This window comes from Acidobacteriota bacterium (assembly GCA_018268895.1).
In the GTDB taxonomy this organism is placed as follows: Bacteria; Acidobacteriota; Terriglobia; order Terriglobales; family Acidobacteriaceae; genus Edaphobacter.
Genome location: JAFDVP010000001.1, coordinates 1,398,097 through 1,418,477 on the forward strand (window position 1 = coordinate 1,398,097; position 20,381 = coordinate 1,418,477).

Here is a 20,381-nt window from a genome sequence, read left to right on the forward strand (position 1 = left end):
GGTAAATTAACCGTTCGCTTTAATGGCCCCTGTGTGTTAAGTCTTTGGAAAGAAAATTGCGCGAATTTGCGCCCCAAATGAAACACTTGCGAGATATGGACAGACCGGTAGTGCTGATTGGCGCCACTACGTGGTGGCAGTTGTCGGCCCGCATGGCGATGGCCCTGCTTCGCCAGAATTGCACGGTCGTTGCTGTCTGTCCGCCGGGACATCCCCTTCGGGTTCTCAGCGGAATCAGCGCTATCTATCCGTATCAAAGCATCGATTCGCTGGAAAGCCTGAAGACAGCGATTCTGCAATCGAAAGCTGACGTTATCGTTCCCTGCGACGATGGAGTCGTCTGGCAGCTCCATGCACTTCATGCAATTTACCCCGAATTGAGAGGGCTGATTGAAGCCTCGTTAGGGCCTCAGGAGATGTACGAGATCATCCGCAGTCGCGGCGATCTGCTTGGCGTCGCAGCAGAGCTTGGAATCCGGGTTCCGCAAACGATGGAGTTCAGGTCGAAGGACGATCTGCAAAGGTGGTCTCTGACATCTGGTGTTTTAAAGCTGGATGGTAGCTGGGGCGGTACGGGAGTTGAGATCGCCGATTCCCCGGCCGCAATCTCGGAGGCATACGAAAAGCTGTCGAGACCAAAGGGTGCTGGCTTCTCATGGAAGCGTTTTATCGTAAATCGCGATCCTCTCGCGCTGTGGTCGTGGAGGAATGCGGGCACCCCCCGGGTCACCATACAGCAGTTCATCCCTGGCAGGCCGGCAAATGCCATGTTCGCCTGCTGGAGAGGCGAAGTGATCGGGGCCGTCGCGGTCGAGGTGCTGAACAGTCAGGGCGCAACAGGATCAGCCACGGTCGTTCAGGTGATTCAACACCAGGAGATGATCGAGGCAGCCTGCAAGCTGGCGAAGAGACTTTCATTGCACGGGTTCCACGGACTGGACTTTATTCTCGAGAAGGATACGAACGATGCGTATCTCATCGAGCTCAATCCACGGTGCACTCAACTGGGACATCTGCGGCTGGCCAAACAAGGCGATCTGGCAGGGGCCTTTATCAGCAAACTCAAAGAGGAAGAACCCTCGATCCCCTTAGACACCCTCAAGGGAGATACGATCGCCTTCTTTCCGCAGGCGTTTCTTTTGAACCCCAAGAATCCTTATCTCGTCTCAGGTCACCATGACGTTCCATGGGAGGAACCAGCACTGATTCGCGAACTACTCCAAGGGCCGTGGCCCGAAAGGCAGTGGCCAACGCGCATCTATCACTTTTTCAGGCCGCCAAGACGAGTGGTGGATTTGCAGATTGACTCCGACTGAACCAATTCAGTTAAGAGAAGGTCTGATCAAGTCCGTAAAGATTCCCTCAACGGCTAGAGCCACGTTGACGGCATGCCGTTTGGCACGGCTGAAGAGCCTGTCCTGAGCCGCAGTCGAACGCGTGCCCTTGAACTTGATCAGAGGCTCCTTAGAGCTGCTTGTATTCCACCAGCATCGCCCGCTTCCCTCTTCTGCGGTTCAGCTTATATTGCAGTTGACCGATATAGATAGGGACCTGTTGCAGGTGGGAATGAATGCCAAAGAGCGCCAGGGCCAGGACGTCCTTTGTCTTCCACCGCGCCTTCCAGGCCGAGCGAACCGCCAAAAGCGCAAAGAATGCCAGGACGGCCGCCAGAGGCAGCGGGGAGAGCCAAAAGATCGATCCGCCCAAACCCAGCAGCAGGAATCCCACAAGAGCGATAGCGCGGTTCCTATTGGCCTTCGATTCTTCGGTCCAGAACTGCTGGCCTGTGGATCGAAAGCGGTCCGCCACCTCGGCAAATGCGTGTCCTGCACGGGTCGATCGCTTCCAATACTGGCCCCACCTGTGAATGGCCAGGTCGTGCCCTGTCATAGGACGATCTACATGGAGGATGGCGAAGCCATGAGCGGCGATCCTTCTACATAATTCGGGCTCTTCACCTGCGATCAGCGTCTCATCGAAGCCGTTCACCCGCTCCAGCATACTGCGTAGAAAGAGAGCGTCTCCACCGCAATAGGGGGTCCTTCCGGCAGCGTAGATCCAGTCCAGATCCAGCGTGCGAATGTAGATCGATCGCTCGGGATACAGCTCACGGCGATGCCCCCATACGACCGCAATCTCAGGGTCGGAAAACTCATGGAGAGAATCAGTCACGAAACGCGGATGCAGAATGGTATCTCCATCGAGAAAGAGAATGATGGATCCGGTTGCTACGCGCCAGCCAGCATTTCGCCCGAGTGCGGCGGAGGGGCGCTCTGGATGGAGCACGATGGTTTTGGCGCCCATCGACTGGGCCAGTTCGACGCTCCCGTCGATCGAGCCGGAATCGGCATAGATCACCTCCAGGTCGAAGCCGCTGTAATCCATCTCAAAGACCGACCGGAGGCAGCGACGAAGTCTTTCGCCTTCATTTCTACCGATCACCACAACCGAGACAAGCGGTCTTTTGGCGAGCTGCCCGGAATTTGATTCGTTCGTCATCGATCCAATTTAAGGTTCGGGCGGGCCATTGCTTCAATCTGCAGCGCCTACGGGCTCACTGACCTTTCGGGGTATTACACGTGCCGGTATGCCCACAGCGATAGAATTGGGAGGGACATCTGAGATCACGACCGCATTCGCTCCGATCGCTACATCGTCACCAACGACGATTGGGCCCAGCAGCTTCGCCCCGGCTCCGATGTCGACGCGGTTTCCAACGCGGGGCGATCCGCGAACGCCACGATTGCGAAGCCCCACAGTCACTCCGTTCCGCATGACGCAATCGTCGCCGAAGACAGCATCACCACTGACGACAATGCCTCCGATATGTTCAATTACAAAACGCTTTCCAATGATTGCTTCGCATGGAAGTTCCGTGCCTAAAAGCATTTCTGAGAAAAACTTCAAGAATTTATACAAGCATGAAAACGGGAGGCGAAGTGGACGGGATTGAATGCCGTATCGCCACCGGCCGAAGCGATAGATCAGCAGCACCCAAAAGCCATGACGACTCCACTGACTGTTGTGCGTGCGCCAGTCTTCGCGGATGTTCTCGAACACAAATGCTCCAGGGTCGAATGGCTGAGGGCCAATACTGCACTATCGCAGAAGTGCTCCTATGGTAAACAGATTGACCAGCGGAGACAATTTTTCAACGGTGTAACCCATGCGGTTGAAGCCACTCTCGGGGACGTAGATGATATCCCCCGACTGAAGCGTCAGATCAAGCGGCTTGGCGCCCAGGATGTCCTTGTAGGAGACCACCTGGGTCTTGCCCGGGACCTTGTCTGTACCACGGTGAATGACCTGAATATCGGGATAGTGGCCTGCCTTCTCAGTAGGTCCTCCAGCCATGGCAAGAAGCTGGGGAAGGGTTGATTTCTTCTCCAGGCGCTGCGTTCCGGGCCGCAGAACCATCCCCATGACGGAGACATACTTGTCCGGGCCGGGAACGAAGACGACATCGTCCCTTTTGAGGCGCAGATTTGCGAGGGGATTTCCCTCCTCAAGCAGGCTACGCAGTTCGACGGTCACCATGGTCGCATTGCCACGATAGATCATGCACTCTTCAGGAACTCCCATCGGAATCGGAGCGGCGGTTCCAGGCGCGGCGCCAGCGCCAGCCCCCATTGGCGAAGGAGTCTGAAGCTGTCCTCCGCGCGAGATGACCTCCAGCAGGGTTGGCGTCTTGTCAAACGTCAAAAGCCCGGGATGCTCCACCGCACCGAGAAGCAGGATGTGGTTCGAAGTGTAATGGTCAACACCTACGGAGACGGTCACCCCGGAATAGTAGCTGCTCAGTGCAGATTGGATATCCGTCGCAGCCTGCTCGCGGGTCTTGTCCGCAACCATGATTGACCCTGCAATTGGCATGGTGATCTTTCCGTCAGGGCCAACGGTATGCTTGCTGGTCAATTCTGGACGGCCGATAACCTCGACGGTAATCTCATCACCTCTGCCCAGTTCGTAGGGCTGGTCTGCCGCCACTTCAAAGGACTTTAGAAGTGAGAGGGGATTCTGCTTCAGTTCTGTCGCTGATGATGTATCCTGGGCGCGACAGGCCGGGCCAGCCTGAAGAAAAGATGTAGCCAGCAGGAACAACCCTAATTTCTCTTTGGTCAGCTTCATGCTCATGGCAAACTCCGTAACACGTACCTGTCCTGTTTATGATAGCGAACCGCTCAATCCCTTAAACTTTCCGCATCATTGTGAGTGACGTCGTGGATGGGTAACGGTTATACACCTTTAGTTTTACAGACGTCGGCTGAACGCTGAAAGCGGAAAGTTCAGCCAGTTCATACCACAATCGTGTGAGTCTGTAGCTATCGCTCCAACTACTGGAGCATCAAGAGGGATATCGCTCAAAATATAGCTCTTACCCGGCTCTCCAGATGGTTCTGCGATCTCTATAGGAAGGCTCGTCGAGGACAAGAGCGGGACTTTAAAACAGGTCAGCGGCAACGAAAGACCACGGCCGTCCGCCTTGATAATCGCTTCCTTTTGGGTCCAGCAGCGATAGAACGCCAGGCGCTTTGTTTCAGGAGAATCAATTGATCGGAGCGATGCGACTTCGTCCGGGTGAAATGCCGATTCGGCGACTTCCATGATATCTAACGATGAATCAATCCGTTCTATATCAATTCCCACATCGCCGCTTCTACTCAACGCGATGAGGATCATCCCGCGCGAATGAGTGACGTTAAAGGAGATGCTTCGCCGATCCTGGAATACGGCGGGTTTGCCGTAAAGACCTTCAGTAAGAAGGACGCCGGGCGGTTCGATATCAAGAGCGCTACCTAAAAGTAGCCGCAAACATGCCCTTGCTACAACAAACTCTTCCCTCACCCTGCCTGCGCGCCTTCGTTCAGCACGCTCCTGCTCCTCAAGGGTCAAGAAAGGCATGGCCGCAGCCATCAAGCTGTCATTGCCTTCCAGCTCAAGACGCCATACCTGAATCTCCCCCTCTTCCACCGGAGGAATACGATCGACGGATTTCCAGGCATTCGGCATTGTTAGCTTGGTCGTGGGGTTTTATCGGAGCTTGATGAATCAACCTCTGCGAACTGAGAACAAGCATACCCGAGCGTGACATTTCCGCTAAGCTATTGCTGATGTGCCCAGGCTACCGGCGTGTGCACTGAAAGTGAAGGTCTATGAACACTCTCTGCATTGGATCGACATCTTTTCGCCGCGGCCTGGCAGGTTTATTAAAGCCTCTTCGGTTCATCGGAGTTTTGGCCTGCGCAGCAACTGCCGGATGTCATCATGCGGGAGCGCAACGAAATGCCGCAACCGAAGGCACTGGAAGCGCTGTGACCAACATAGCGATCGATGGCACCGTTGCCCAGAATGATGTTCGACGGTTAGGCATCAACATCACGACACAGAGTTATTACGATTCGGGACAGATGCTTCGTAATCTGATATTTCGAAACCCAGGATTTGAAGGCGAAATATGGCAGACCATACTCCGCTGCAAAGCGGCCACCGCTACGAGTTGCACTGACTGGAACATGTGGGGCCAATGGCCGGCAAATTTCCTTGAAGGGGGAGAGTTCGAGTTTATTTCCGGCCCGGCTGCCGGCGAGTCTGGAAAGGTAACGATGAGCCTGCCTGCACAACCTCAGATCCCCGACCAGGGCGTAACCATTGGCTTCGCACCTTTAACACGGCCCCCTTCCGCCAACGACTTCGTCATCGTAAAAAAGACCATCCCGGGCAATGCAGAGACAGCGTGGTTTGCAGATGCGTCGGGTGGAGCAACATTCACGACCGAGTTCTCTGATCTCTCCCCCTTAACTCAAGGCAAACAAGCATTGCGTATCTCTGCTGAAGGACCGGGGAGATCAGCCAGCGTCAGGTCCATCTTTGAGTCCATGGCGGACCACTCTTTTGTGCGTCTGAAAGGCCCCTATCGTTTGAGCTTTCGCGCTAAAGGAGTTTCAGGTGAGAGCCAATTGCATGTATCGCTGGCCCGCTTAGCCAGGCACGGAACCAAATTCTTCGACAAAAGTTTCAAGCTTTCCAATAAGTGGGCGGACTATAGCTACGACTTCAATGCAACTGAAAATAGCGATGAACCTGGAAGCGTCATCCTTGGCTTTGATATTGCCAACTCCAATGTCCTGCTGGACGATGTGAGCCTTGCCTCCACCTCAGCCGGCAATCCGACGGCATTTCGCGACGAGGTCGTAAGTGCGTTGAAAGACCTCCATCCCGGTATTCTTCGTTATTGGGACAGCGAAACCAGTGGCTCAACAATCGACAATCTTATCGCTCCTGCATTCGCACGTCAGAGAGCGGGGGGCAGCAGCAGAAGCGCAACCGCTGAGGATGTCGCCATCGGGCTCCATGAATTTCTCCAGCTTTGTCAGGTTGTTGGCGCAGAACCGTATTTCGAGATGCCTCCCGGTACGTCGCCTGAAGAGGCTAAAAACCTGATTGAATACTTTGCGGGGTCTCCGTCGACGCCATACGGGGCCAAGCGTGCGGCCCGGGGACAGGCGGCACCATGGACAACGGTGTTCCCGGTCATTCATCTGGAACTTGGCAATGAGCAATGGAATGGTGTCGTCTTTCCGGGACTGTCCATCACCGATGGTGCGGTCTACGGCAAGAGAGCGAGTCAGATTTTTGCCGCGGCAAAGAGCTCTCCAAGCTACCAGGCCGGAAAGTTTGACTTCGTACTGGGGGGCCAGGCAGTCAATACCTGGCTGACTGGACAGGAACTGGCGAACAGCGATAACTATGACAGCATATCGTTCGCTCCATATTTGTTCAGCGAGTTCAATGATGCCAGCAGCAATGAGGCGATATTCGGTCCAATGTTTGCACAGCCCGAGATGATTGACAGCGTTCCTTCGGGCTATATGGCGCAACAGGTCAAGATAGCAAAAGAAGCGAAACGGCCGGCAAAGGTTGTGGTCTACGAAGTCAACCTTCATACGACCAGCGGATCTGCGGACCAGGCCAGCTTTAGCAGTGTTGTTCCTTCAGTGGGTGCAGGGCTCGCTTTGGTTGACCATATGCTCCTGATGATGCGTGATCTTGGAATCAAGACACAATCGGTTTATGCGCTCAGCGGTTATGGGAACTCGGTTGACGGCAAAAAGAATACTCCTCTATTTGGAACAGTCGTCGATATGGGAGGAGCTACGAATCTTCGGCGCCCGCAATTCATCGCTGAGCAACTGGCGAATAGAGGGATTCTTCCTACAATGCTTACGACCAAGGTAAGCGGGAGCAATCCGACATGGCGACAGAAAAAGAGCGCTAACGCTTGGATTGAACTTGAAAAAGCACATTACATTCAAGCATTCGCATTCGCTGAAGGAACACAGCGCAGCGTTATCGTTTTCAATCTCAGCCGCACAGAAACATTGCCCATCACATTTTCAGGTACAGACAGCCCGAATGGACCAGTTCAGATCGGGCAACTGACCTCGAAAAACATTACAGATACGAACGAATCACAAAATAACGTTCGCATCAATGAATCGGATGCGACCTTCGCACCCGGAAAGTCATATCAACTGCCACCTTTCTCCATGACAGTCATCCGATGGAATGCGGCTCATTGACTTACCGGAAGGCACTAACAAATGCGAACTGGATCTGTTTCAGCCAGCTACTGACTTCCGGTTGCGATCGCCGACAATCTCGCGCGCAAATGGTCCATAAAGGGTTTTCTGCTGTCACCTGACAGATAGAAGTGCCCCCCCTGATACATGGTTAACCCAAAGTCACCCGTGGTGTGCTGCTTCCATGCGCTTAGACCTTCGGCCCAAACGCTCCTATCATCCTCCCCCGCGGTCACATATATCGGACAATCGAGAGGATTGCAGGTTTGGTATTGGTATGTTTCCACCAACTTAATATCGGCACGAAGGATCGGGAGATAAAAATCAAGCATCTCCCGATCTTCTAGAAGCTCCCTGGGAAGAGCGCCATACCGAACTTCCAGTTCGGCAAGAAACAGATCCAATGGAAGTTCATGCAGTGGAGATGTTCGAAGCGCGACGTGAGCTCCTATCCTCCCGGACAGAAATAGCAGCTTTGGCTGGGACACTCCTTTGTCACGGAGGTTTCGAGCCAGTTCAAAAGCAAGCAACGCTCCCATACTGTGGCCAAAGATGGCATATGGCAGGTCGCACTCACCAGCTACAGCTTCTGCAATATCTTTGCTGAGAATACGGCAGTTCGAGTTGACCCTCTCGGACAGGCGCATCTCCCGGCCGGGCAGTCGCAGAGCACATATCTCCACAAAGGATGGCAGCTCTCTCTTCCAACTCTGATACGTTACAGCGCCTGACCCCGCATGAGGCAGACAGAACAATCTGACGCGAGCACCCTCTATTCGATCGCGTGGTGAGATCCACTTATCTTTTTGAGGATGATGGAAAGTGGTCATGTCCCAGTTTCTTCTTGAAGCTGGCCCGCGGGTCCTCTTCAGCAAATAGATCGACAGATGAATCCGGAACTCTATTCGTCACTTGCCGCTTTGCAATTGCGATGAAGTTTGTTCTTGAGTATTTCCTCCAGGTTCTTCATAGATACTCAGTGGATACTCATCGTGAATTTGTTCGGCAGACGCAGATGAACGGCGTTGGAATTCTGACTGGCGGCTCTCAACGCTGTGGACAACTGCCAAAAAGTCTCTGTCAGCGTGCCGCAGTTGGATATCATTCAGAACTGTCGCAACCCCCATCACGTTCAGCCGCTGCATGACTGTCATCGTTCCCGCCAGATCGTCGCGAGTCGTTTGCCCGGATTCCGCAATCAGCACGGTAACGTCTGCAAGCCGCGCAGCAAATTCGGCTTCCGTTGAAGACCGAAGAGGCAATGCCTCTATGAAAAGAAGATCAACATTTTGCTTGAGCCGTTCGAGATTTTCCGCGACATAGCTCTCACGCCGTGGGCGGTCCAGTCGAGATTCCGAAGACTTTGTCAATGCCGTCTCCGAAGAACGCGGCTCGGACAATCGATGGCTGCGTTCGCCCCAGGAACTCTCGACATCGTCGTCGGAAGCCGGACTTTGCGACAGCCTTTTAAGTGCCGATGCAGCCTTCAACACCATCGTCCTGTAACCAAGTTTGTCCATTCTGACAGCGAGCTTGGCCACAAGGTCCGTAATACTCATATCTGTCGACGCGGAAGTAAAGACATATGTCCTCGCTCCACTCATCGAATGAGCCTGATCCAGGCCGCCGACGAAACGCAACATGAACTCGTCCAGAACCCTGTCATCAACTTCATCGGGAACTGGAAGAACAGCCATCGGGGGAAAGCCGAGGGTATTTTCTACGTCTTCACCTATATAGATTTTCGGGTCGATTTTGTGGCGCAACCAAGCCGCTCCCAAGCCGAAAAAAAGACCAAAAGGTATTGCAGCCGCCATGATAACCAGCTTCAGACTTGGCTTCGGTCTGAGCGGAACCTCGGCAGGAAGTAAAAGATGTACAAGACCAGAAGTCTGGTTTTCCAGTTGTATCGCACCGATCGCGTTGTCGACCTCTGTCAATTGGGCCTGAAGTCGCGTTACTTGAGCAGCAACATCTGCTGCCTTTTGCAGTTTCGGGGTGGCACCGGTAGCGATTGAGGTCTGCTGCCCTAACTGCGCTTGCAGACGAGAGACTATGTCGGCAGTCCGCGAGGATTCAAGCTTGTACCTTTCCTGGAGCTGTCTCGCTGCCTTCTCGCGCAACTGGTTCGTCATATTCTCTATTGACTGATCCAGGCGTTGAAGTTCATCCTCGTCCTGCTTGTAGAGAGGATTTTTCGGTGTCAACCCAGCCATCTCGCTCACAAGTTTGCTTCGCCTCGTGGCAATGGATTGTTTCAGACTGGAGAGCCCGGGATCGCTGGCGATCAGTTCATCTGACGCAGCTTTCAGCGCCGACGCCGAATCAGGGCCGTGATTGGCAATAGAGGCGATCTGTGCCTCTGCAATAGCGTGAGCACCACGCGCTGCAGCCAACTGAGTCCTTAATTCCCCCAACTGAACGTCGTAAGGATTTCCGTTGTCTCCTGCTGTATCGGCAACTCCCAAGGATGAGCTCAAGCCCGCCTGAGTTTGCCTGTTTGCAGCGAGTTCCGTCTCAAGCCGCTTTTGTTCACGCAAGAGCACTTCGAGCTGTTGTTGAGTTTGCGCCAGTTCATCAACACGCTCCTTGCGGATGTACGAGCTTGTCACCGCATTGACAACGTTGGCGATTCCGACAGGATTTCCGCCACTTAAGCTGATGGACAATTGATAGCTGCCCATCTCTCGTTCAACTTTAAGCTCGTGCTGTAATCTCGCTACCGCACTCTGCTCCGACTCGCCTGGGCCGCTCCACATCCCTGGCGGAACGGACTTCAATGCATCCGACAAGATGTCCGAACGTATGATCGTCTGCAGTTGCTGCTGGATATAGGTATCGTACCGTGTCGGATCATATGTTCCGCCCGTTGGATCTGTAATCAGCTTGGCCGTTGCCGGCTGAACATAGATCAAAGATGACGTCTGATAGTACGGTTTCCTTTGGAACCCCGCACTGAACAAAAGCAAAAAGACCGTCCCCCCGACAAGGAACGCAAGCTTCTTGTGCATCTTAAAGCTGCGAACGATCTCGCCTCTGAGTCTCTTTAACTGTTGCGAGGGTGGAACATCAAACTCAGCCTGCTGTGAAGATTCAGGCGACGGCTTGAAGATAACCGGGTTCATGAAACTCCTTGCAGGCATCGCTGGAGGACGCCCGTGAAACCTGAAACTATTCTCTGCAATTTCTGGACCGTACTCCCAAGTAGGATATCTCATGGGCTTAGGGGACACATCACCCTTAAGCGGTAGCTGCAGAAGCGGTACGCTCATGAACAGACACTTTTCTCAGCCCTACCGCTATGATTCAACGGACTCCGTCGCCATATCCGTGCAAACGGCTTCGGAAAAAAGCTTATTCGTATCGTTCGCCTGACTTTTTTCTATCTCAGAACATCCCCTTGTCCATATACTGACAATCAAAGGGGTTAACGACTCGTTTTCTTTCCAAGCCCCATACCTTGATAGCACAAGGCTCACTGCCTCTCCGTCATGCCTCTTCTTGCCACACTCATTCCGGGCATAATCTGCATCATCGTACTGTTGCGAAGCAAAACACAGGATGCTCTCCTCGATGTCGTGTTGCCGGTATTGTTGCTCGTTCCGGTTGATTTCTACCTCCGAATCAGGCCTCTTCCTCCGCTCAATATGATCGACGCTGTGCTACTCCCTCTTGGGATTGGCATGTTGATCCGGGACCTTCCTCGCTGGCGTTTTTCTCGAGCAGATCTATGGCTCGCTATTTACATCTTCAGCTATGGATATGCCGACCGCAGAATGGGACAATCAACCGCATCCATCTTCAGGTGGTTCATCGTCCTTACCACGGGACTTGTACCGTACATGGCTGGAAAACTGCTGATCGAACAGAACGGGATTCGAGCCAAAACCGTCAAGCGATTCATTTCACTTTTGTGTATTGCATCGATCTTCAGCATGTACGAGTACGTAAAGGAATCGAACCCATTTCAATATTTTTGGGGGCATTTCTATCCTGGCCAATGGTCTGGCTGGATTACTCAAACTCGATGGGGGTTCGGTCGAGTGGCAGGCCCTTACGCACAATCTGAACTCGCTGGAATGATCCTGCTGACAGGGCTCCTGTTGACCTTATGGCTTGGACATAAGCGCTATCGTTCCCGAGATATTGTCAGCCTGCAAACTGTGACGCTGAAACATGTAAAACTTGTGACTTTCATCTTGTTTATAACTCTCGGCATGACCCAGGCGAGAGGACCCTGGCTCGGCACTGTCATAGCGCTACCCATTGCATGGATAGGTCTGGCACGATTTCCCAAACGCCGCGCACTATTCGTATTTGTCGTAGGGTTTGCCGTAGGTATTCCCGCTTATATAGCTGGAAAGGATTATGCCTCGGGTCGTCGCACCGATTATGGCAGCGAAAAAGAAACCGCACAATATCGCGCGGAACTGATAGACAATTACATCCCGATCGCCCAACAAGGCGGGGCATGGGGATGGGGGCCACTAGGGTTTCCGCGGATTAATGGCCAGGTCTCAATCGATAACGAATACCTTTTAACCTATCTGGCTCAAGGCTATGTTGGGCTAACCACCTTCATTCTTCTACTCGCAGAAGCGGCCTTCGCATTGATGCGCGAGGGATTTCGAACCAAGTCAATTCGCGACCGCCATTTTATCTTCTCTATGCTTGCAGTAGTGGCGGGAATATCATTCACGCTTGGCACCGTCTATCTTGGAGCGCAGAGCTATGAAGTGCTCTTCCTCCTCATCGGCTGGTCACAATCGATCAGAGGCGTTAGACGTTTGAATTCGGTGGTAGAAAAACGCGATGCCCAGTTGACGCGCGATTCACTCATACGCGTTTATACCTAGGCCACACTGCTCACGCTATGAGAAAAAGTGCCGAATGAAGAAACAACCGCCCAAAACAGCAATAAAGATGCCTGTCATCTGCAGGTCCTGACGCAGCGGTTTCACTCCTTCGCGAGTGGCACCTGTCTGTACAACCAGGTAGAGCGGCAGGTCTCCCGCTGCAACCGCGATGACTGCTCCTGTCATTCCCCAGAAATGGAATGCGAGTGGAAGACCAACCAACATTGCAATGCAATATCCTGCGTTGCCTATAGCGTTATATCTCGGTTTTCCGAGAGCGAATAACACTGGGGCCGTCGTCTGATAGAGCAGCGTATGCCATAATCCCACGGCAAGGATGGGAATCATCCATGCCGCCTGATGATAGCGGCGATCGTAAAGAAGCAAAATGATCAGATTCCCCCAAACGACCATCAGGCTAAGCAGCACAGATCCAAGGAGCAGCGTATAAAACCGGTAGTAGAGGTACTTTGCCCTGAACTCTTCCATCGTCATATGGATGAGCTTAGAGATAAACGGATAGGCCACTCTTCCGCCCAAAGCAAGAATGATTTGCCGTGGGACGTCGGACAGTTGATAGGCAAGGCCATATACGCCCAGCAACGTAAGGCTAATCAATCGACCTAATATCAGCCGATCGGCCTGCGACGCAAAGAAGAAGAAGGCAGTTCCAACCAATATCCATTTCCCGAAGTGCACGATACTGTGGAGCGACTTTTTGTCCCAGCAAAATGTATTGCGAATACCGGGTGTGAGTGCAGGAATATGGCTCACAATCAGACGGAAGGTCGTCGAGACAATCTGACCGGCAACTATTGCCCAGACTGAAGGCCAGAAATAAGCCCAGATGATCGTCACGACCAATGACACAACTGCTGTACTTCCATCGATAGCGAAGAGTCGGCGTACCCCCAGATGCCGCGAAAGGGTCAATAGATTTGTGCTGTTGAAACTGCTGATCAACGTACTTAAAGCAAGTATTGGGAGCAGCAGTTTGAGCTGCGGGTCATGGTAAAAAATAGCCATCGGCAAAGTGATCACGATAGCAATCAGCCAAAGTCCGATTCCCCGAAGTACCTGGATGGTCCATGCAGTGTTGAGAAAATCCGGATCGTCACCTTGTGGAGACTGGATCACACTGGGGGCAAGCCCAAAATCAGAGAGGAGATTGATCCCTACGATCAGGGTCATGACGAGCGTAATTTCGCCGAAGTACGCCGGTGCTAAAAGACGCGTGAGAACCAGGCTGCTGACAATGCGCAGCCCCATGTTTGATCCGTACTCCAGGATGGACCAGACAGAGGCCCGTATCGCCTTTTTTTCCAGTGCGCGAAGTGCGACGGACGATTCTGTAGTCACGGTTTCTAAACCCACGGTTGTTTCATACCCTCTGGCGTCAGGAGTTTATCTGAGTGTACCGAAGGCGCTTAGCCCCGCATAATCGGTTCCATGGATGACATGGTTTTCTCGATCTCTTGAAGCTATACCCTGGTCGTTTTCCGGGAAATAGCACTTCCGTCCTAACCGCCGGCCTTAAACAGACCCCTTAAATGGAGATGGGGCCGGGATCAATCCAACTTCCGATCCCAGCCCCTCTCCTCCCAATCGATTTGGTTTTATTGCTGCCAGGTGAAAACTGTCATAGAAAACGGTGGCAGCGAATAAGACGTTGAAGGCTGGAAGTTGGACAATGTTGAATTGGTAATCTTGACGTTCCCCGATGTTTCGTTGTTGTCAGTCAAGTTAGCAGATGTCAGCTGTCCGACATTCACCGTGCCCGTAGGTATGTTGGCGCCGGAGAACGTTACCGGACGAGCAGTTGTACGGCTCAGGTTGAACATAATGACACTTCGATTGTTACCGCCATCGGTAAATGCGAAGGTCTGAATCTCATGAGCACCGTTCAACTGAATCGAGTCATTTGAGCTAAGCGCCTGGTTCCAGGTCGGATTCGCCCCCGAAAGCGTCGTCGCAAGAATTGTGGGCATAATAGCCGTATTGGCCAGCTGCTCCGCCAGGAAGTTCGGACGTCGCAAGTTGGTTTGACCGCCCATATCAATTACTGATCCGAACAACGGCACGGACTCCGACCCGCCGGATGCAGTATTGGTGAACATATTGTTGTATCCAGGTAATGCAAAGAGATTCTGGGTTGTGATGCCAAGATCACGGGCCATCAGCAACATATGCTCTGCAACAGCCAATCCACCCGCTACCGATCCCATAACGGCGTTTACCGTAGCTTGGTCTGCAGTGCCTGTCTGCGCGCCAAGATTGACTTCATAGATCACAAGCTTCGTCCCTGCTGCTTTTGCAGCCTGCGCTTGCTGATACATGTAACCGGTCGAAACGCTGTCGATCATTTCAGGTTGAGCCAGCATCGGTCCAAAGATCGCTTCATTCGACGAAGTATCGTTCAGCGAATCGAAGATATACGGTGCAACCGAAACAGAGTCGAAGTTCGCGCTGTTTGCAGCCTCCTGTTGCGTCCACCACGGAACCCCTGCCCAGCTCCCGAGTACAAGGTTGAAGCTCGAAGCGTTGTATCCCGAGGATGCTTTGGCGCCAGCATATACAGCAGCAGCTCGCTGGCCGTAGGCAACAGGATCATCGATCGCTTCACCGTGAAAGACGGCTGAGTTCCACTGTTCGTTTCCAAGTTCAAGATGAATGACCGGGAAGACGGAAGTCCACGGTGCAGCCTGTCCGAGAGCTGCGCGCTTCGCACCATAAGGAGTTGAGGAATCACCGCCAAGGTACTCAACCAGGTTTTTCGCCTCTGTAGGCGACATACCAGCTGGCATATCGAAATATGGTTCTGCGCCTACCGTCTGGCACAACTGAAGAAATTCATGAAGGCCCAGAGTGACATCTTCTGCCACGTTGGTTTGCATACTGAATCCGGCTCTCTGACGTGCAAACGCAGGGGCAATGAGATTGTCGATCGTTGAACCGCTGGTCTCGCTGTCCCAATAGCGGAGGACACCGGGATGAAGGTCCTTCAATGTGTTGACAACTTCATCGCGGAATGGAGACAAATTGCCACTTGAAACTGCAACGGGAGTGATACTCACGTCGTCGAGAAGAACGTTGGCTCCGGCCACATCGAACGCAAGCTTTACCGTACCGATGGCATTTCCTGTTTCATTGGCCGAAACGGTATAGGAATAATCTTGCCAGCTCGATCCTAGAGAAACCGTTTGGGAAAGGAAAACTCCGCTGCTACTGCTAGTCAGACGTTGGAATGTAACTGACAGTTGATTCGATCCACCTGCGCCCTTCGCCCTGAACGCGACTTTGTAATTGCCGTTGAGCTGTATGAATGAACGGCCGGCGTACGAATCGAAATATGAGCTGATGTCGGCCGATTGTCCCGACCCGGCCGCGGTAACGCGCAAAGCCTGCTTGCCTACGGTATTGGGCGAAAGGTCGCTGTACTCAGGCGACAATGTAGCGCCACCCGAAACACTGGACCACCAACCAGCCTGCGGATTGCCAGGAACTGACATCTTCACGACGACAAAGTCGCCTACCTTTGGCGTCTTGCTACCTTGAGCAAAGTTAATCGTCACTCCCTGAGATGACGTCGCGGCCGTGCTGCTAGTTACGGTACCAGTTTGACCTGATGCCCCGCCATAGATGAATTCGTAAGAAGCACCCTGCACGAAGTTAGCAGGCCACTGAGCCCACGTATTAGTATCAGTGCAGCTTGTCGCAGTAACGGCGGCGCACTTCAGAATCGTCTGCCAAAGCTCCCCTTCAAAACCCGGGTTCCTGAAGACGAGGTTACGAAGCATCTGACCCGAATCGTAATATGACTGTCCGGATATGTTCATCCCGAGACGCTTCATCCCAGTCTGCACAACCGTTGTACCAATGGCAATGTTCGTCACCGACGAAGAAGATCCTCCCGTCACGCTGAGCGAAACAGAAGCTGTCGCCGTACTGTAGTGAGCCGTATCCGTTGGCGTGAATGTGACGTTGAGGGTGTTTGTCCCACCGGAGAGGATCGTCCCCAGTGCGGGGCTGTAGACAAACGATCCGGGAACCGATGCCGTTGCGTTCAACTGCGTGGCCGAAAGAGCCGTGCCGCTGGCAATTGCCGCAGGCGTTGCCCAGGTGACGGTGGGTACGAGCTTGTTCACCACCAATGCAACCGTGGCCGTTGCCGTTGCATACGAAGCATCGGTCGGGTTGAAGCTAACGCTCAGCGTGGTGGTTCCCGTCCCAAGCACGGTGCCCAAGGCGGGGCTGTACGTCAGCGTTCCAGGTACTGAGGCTGTAGCGTTCAACTGCGACGACGAGAGCGCCGTGCCATAGCTGATCGCAGCAGGAGTTGCCCAGGTAATGGTTGGGTTTGCCTTATTGACGACCACCGTTACGCTTGCCGTAATCGGCGAGTATGTCGTGTCGGTTGGAGTGAAGGTCACCGACAATGTCCGTGTGCCTGCGGCAAGAACAGTTCCTGCCGCAGGGCTATAGCTGAATGCTCCTGGAACTGACGCCGTCGCATTCAACTGCGTTGACGATAAAGCCGTACCGTAGGTAATCGCTACAGGATTTGACCAGTTGACTGTGGGTGTTGTCGTACCCGAGCTACCGCTTACTACCAGGCTGACTGTAGCAGTCCGTGTCGCGTAGTTGGTCGTATCGGTGGGAGTAAACGTCGCGTTGAGTGTGCTGGTGCCCGCCGGAAGGACTGTTCCCCCTGCAGGGCTGTACACAAACGATCCGGGCACAGACGCCGTTGCGTTCAACTGTGTTGACGACAATGCTGTGCCGTTTGCAATTGCCGACGGAGTTGCCCAGGTAACGACCGGCGTCGCCTTATTCACGACAAGGCTGTCGGAGACCGTCTGCGTCGAGTAGTTGGCGGTGTCGGTCGGAGTGAAGGTAGCAGACAATGTCTGTGTTCCAGCGGTCAGAACAGTGCCGATTGCCGGGCTATAGGTGAAGCTTCCCGGGACTGACGCGCTTGCATTCAACTGCGTTGCCGATAGGGCCGTGCCATAGGTAATCGCCGCCGGGTTTGGCCAACTGATCGATGCCGACCCGTTGCCAACCGTGAGGCTCACGGTCTTGGTCGTGCTGTTGTAATTTGCTGAGTCGGTCGGCGTGAACAGCGCGCTCAGTGTGCTTGTTCCCGTAGCGGGGGTACTTCCCGCCGCAGGTGTATAGGCAAAGTTTCCGGGGACAGAGGATGTCGCGTTGAGCTGGGTCGTGGACAGTGTCGTCCCATAAGCAATGGATGCTGGGTTTGCCCAGGTAATGACCGGCGTCGCCTTGTTGACGATGAGATTCACGGTCGAGGTCTGCGTCGCATAAGAGCTGTCATTTGGCGTAAACGTTACAGAGAGCGCCCGGGTTCCCGCATCGAGAACAGTCCCCGAAGCTGGGCTGTAGCTGAAGGCGCCTGGAATGGAGGCCGTTGCATTCAATTGTGTAGAAGAGAGGGCCGTGCCATAGGTGATTGCATTCGGGGTTGCCCAGGTGACTTGCGATGCTCCGCCATTTACCTTGAGTGTGACCGACTGCGTTGCATTGATGTAATTACTCGTGTCCGACGGCGCAAAGGTTACGGACAGGGTTTGGTTACCGGCGCTTAAAGTCGTTCCCGCAGCGGGAGTGTAAGTAAAGCTACCAGCAATCGGAGCAGTTGCATTCAACTGCGTGGACGATAGAGCCGTGCCATATGCAATTGCTGCTGGAGTCGCCCAGCTAATCACAGGAGTTGCTTTATTGACCTGAAGACTTACTGTCGCTATTGAAGTGGAGTAGGTCGCCGTGTCGTTTGGAGTAAACGTCACGCTCAGCGTATCGGTGCCCGCCGCGGGTATGGCTCCCGCCGCCGGACTGTATGTGAAAGTGCCAGGAATTGAGGCGCTCGCATTCAACTGCGATGCAGAGAGGGCCGTGCCATAGACGATCGGCGCAGGAGTTGCCCACGTGATTGCACTGCTCCCCTTATTCACAACCAGGGTAACGGTTGCAGTTGCCGTCGAATAGGTCGTGGTGTCTGTGGGGGTAAACGTTACGCTCAAAGTATCGTTACCGGCGGTGGGCACGGCTCCAAGCGCGGGGCTGTAACTGAAGGTGCCCGGGACTGAGGCGACTGCATTCAACTGTGCCGTCGAAAGGGCTGTTCCATAACTAATCGGCGCAGGGGTATGCCATGTGATCGTTGGGGTCTGCTGCTGTCCCTGCCCAACCTTAACGCTTACGGATTTCGACGCATTTGTATAGTTCCCGGAGTCCTTCGGTGTAAATACGGCCGAAAGATTGGTCGTGCCCGCAGAAAGCACCGTTCCTGCCGAGGGAGTGTATGCGAAGCTTCCCACAGTGCTGGCAGTCGCATTCAACTGCGCGGATGAAAGCGCAGTGCCTGCACTAATTGAAGATGGTGTCCAATTGACGGCTGGTGTTGCCTTGTTCACCACAAGGGTTGCCGATGCCGACTTGCTGTTGTAACGAGAGGTGTCACTAGGCGTGAAGTTTACGGTCAGCGTATTCAAGCCAGCGGAAAGCACGGTGCCGACTGCAGGAGTGTAGGTAAACGTTCCGGGCACTGAAGCCGTTGCATTCAACTGCGCGGCTGAAAGCTGAGTTCCGTATACAACAGCAGCAGGCGTCGACCAGCTAACTACAGGATCAACGGTCGCAATGATTGCTCCAGCCGTTGCACCAAATAATGTCCAGTCCACAGGCGAAGCGGAGAGCGTGGGCTGGAATGGCAGCACCGACGCCAGGTTGTAGATCGCATCGACATTGTTCGTCGGATGAAGAGCAATGTTCAGAATTGCCGCAATCGTATTTGCCGGAGCAGACGAACCCGTCGTGGTCGCAGCCGCGAAGAAGGCACTGCAAGCCTTCGAATTTGTAGCGGAATTGACGCAGGTTGCAAGTGAGTCTGCCAGCGAATTCAACTTTTTGTAGACAGGGCTTGAAGAGTTCGCGTCTCCGGTGGTCAAATTCGCAAGCGTGCCAGCCGCTGAATAAGCGGCTGCAACCGTCGCGGCATCGCCGCTGCTCGACGCCACATCAAAGGTGTTGGGGTTCATGAATTGCGCCAGCGCATAGACTGAAGCAATCGTTGTCACCTCATTGATATAGATACGGGTCTTCGAAGTCAGCTTGCTACAGGTGCCAATATCCGACATCAGCGCGAGGCTGCTGTTACTTCCGCCACCAGGATTGCCCCCGGTCGCAACCACATAGATCTGGTCCGAACCGTTGATGCACTTGAAATTCGATGGCAACGAAAATGCGCCGCTGACGCTGGTCGAAATCTTCGCAGTCGACATTTGCGTCGCAGAGGTGTTGCTGCCCTTTGTGCTCGCCGCGAAGAATCGAATCGCAGCACCAGAGACTGGCTGCAGTCCACCTTGTACGCTTCCCTGCATCTCCAGGGAATCTGCTGCAGTGCCAAGCACACCGCTTCCGCAACCTGCAATAAAGATGGAAGAAACACCTGCTGCAAGGAGCACAAATCGGCTGAATTTAGTACGGGGGGAGGTAGTTTTGATCACCAGAAACTCGCTTTTGTTCGACAAATGGCGTTGGAGATACACCTCGGGCTATAGAGGTCATCTGCTGGAAAGAGCAACCAGGGGCTGTGGGAACGACTTACTGGGACAAGACCCGTTCCGGAGTTTCTCTTAGAGCTCCGGTGACCGACAGCAACTTGTGGGCATGATCCAGAAGGGACCAGCCGCTACCGTTACTGGTGCAAGATCCGAGGTTTTCCTGTGGGACAGAGAGGCGTGCAAAGCCGTCAACAACATCTGAAAGTTGCCGAATCAACTCGGTTGAATCCGTACGATTCACAACTCCATAACAATTTCTTGTGCCGTTTGCTTCGCCTGATGCAGTGACTGTGTGGCTGGCCGGTTCCATCATCGCTTATTACCTCTCGGGTTTGGTTCACCAAGGACCAATGAAGCATCGC

At 53.6% G+C, this 20,381-nt stretch carries 11 protein-coding genes; 3 read left to right on the plus strand and 8 right to left on the minus strand.

Translation table 11 applies throughout. The annotated features are described in order from the left end of the window. Nucleotides 1-95 precede the first annotated feature (95 nt). On the plus strand, nt 96-1,316 hold the full coding sequence (locus JSS95_06040) for an ATP-grasp domain-containing protein (GenBank protein ID MBS1799369.1): 1,221 nt from the start codon (nt 96-98) through the stop codon (nt 1,314-1,316). A gap of 148 nt (nt 1,317-1,464) precedes the next feature. On the opposite strand, the gene JSS95_06045 is transcribed toward JSS95_06040, so the two are convergent. From JSS95_06045 to JSS95_06060, 4 genes are all read right to left on the minus strand, one after another. Next, nucleotides 1,465-2,499: a glycosyltransferase gene (locus JSS95_06045; GenBank protein MBS1799370.1), complete on the minus strand. Its 1,035-nt coding sequence runs from the start codon at nt 2,497-2,499 to the stop codon at nt 1,465-1,467. A 33-nt stretch (nt 2,500-2,532) separates the two neighbouring features. After that, nucleotides 2,533-3,060: a serine acetyltransferase gene (locus tag JSS95_06050; GenBank protein ID MBS1799371.1), complete on the minus strand. Its 528-nt coding sequence runs from the start codon at nt 3,058-3,060 to the stop codon at nt 2,533-2,535. 39 nt (nt 3,061-3,099) lie between these two features. Then, nucleotides 3,100-4,128: a polysaccharide biosynthesis/export family protein gene (locus JSS95_06055; protein MBS1799372.1), complete on the minus strand. Its 1,029-nt coding sequence runs from the start codon at nt 4,126-4,128 to the stop codon at nt 3,100-3,102. 123 nt (nt 4,129-4,251) lie between these two features. Next, on the minus strand, nt 4,252-5,010 hold the full coding sequence (locus JSS95_06060) for a 4'-phosphopantetheinyl transferase superfamily protein (GenBank protein ID MBS1799373.1): 759 nt from the start codon (nt 5,008-5,010) through the stop codon (nt 4,252-4,254). A gap of 143 nt (nt 5,011-5,153) precedes the next feature. Between JSS95_06060 and JSS95_06065 the strand changes: the two genes are divergently transcribed. After that, complete coding sequence (locus tag JSS95_06065; protein ID MBS1799374.1) at nt 5,154-7,580, plus strand: hypothetical protein; 2,427 nt, start codon at nt 5,154-5,156, stop codon at nt 7,578-7,580. Between the two features lie 47 nt (nt 7,581-7,627). Here the strand turns inward: JSS95_06065 and JSS95_06070 are convergent, their stop codons facing one another. Further along, nucleotides 7,628-8,410 (minus strand): thioesterase, encoded by a 783-nt coding sequence (locus JSS95_06070; protein MBS1799375.1) that lies wholly within the window; start codon nt 8,408-8,410, stop codon nt 7,628-7,630. Nucleotides 8,411-8,488: 78 nt separating this feature from the next. Then, nucleotides 8,489-10,705 carry a hypothetical protein gene (locus JSS95_06075; protein MBS1799376.1) on the minus strand — a complete coding sequence of 739 codons (2,217 nt, stop codon included), beginning with the start codon at nt 10,703-10,705 and terminating at the stop codon, nt 8,489-8,491. 366 nt (nt 10,706-11,071) lie between these two features. Here JSS95_06075 and JSS95_06080 point away from each other — a divergent pair, with 366 nt between their 5' ends. Continuing rightward, a complete protein-coding gene (locus JSS95_06080; GenBank protein ID MBS1799377.1) occupies nt 11,072-12,436 on the plus strand; it encodes an O-antigen ligase family protein in 1,365 nt (454 codons plus the stop codon). 15 nt (nt 12,437-12,451) lie between these two features. Here JSS95_06080 and JSS95_06085 read toward each other — a convergent pair whose 3' ends face one another. Together JSS95_06085 and JSS95_06090 are read right to left on the minus strand one after the other, a co-directional pair. Then, nucleotides 12,452-13,810 (minus strand): oligosaccharide flippase family protein, encoded by a 1,359-nt coding sequence (locus JSS95_06085; protein ID MBS1799378.1) that lies wholly within the window; start codon nt 13,808-13,810, stop codon nt 12,452-12,454. Between the two features lie 242 nt (nt 13,811-14,052). Further along, complete coding sequence (locus JSS95_06090) at nt 14,053-19,920, minus strand: hypothetical protein (protein ID MBS1799379.1); 5,868 nt, start codon at nt 19,918-19,920, stop codon at nt 14,053-14,055. Nucleotides 19,921-20,381 lie beyond the last annotated feature (461 nt).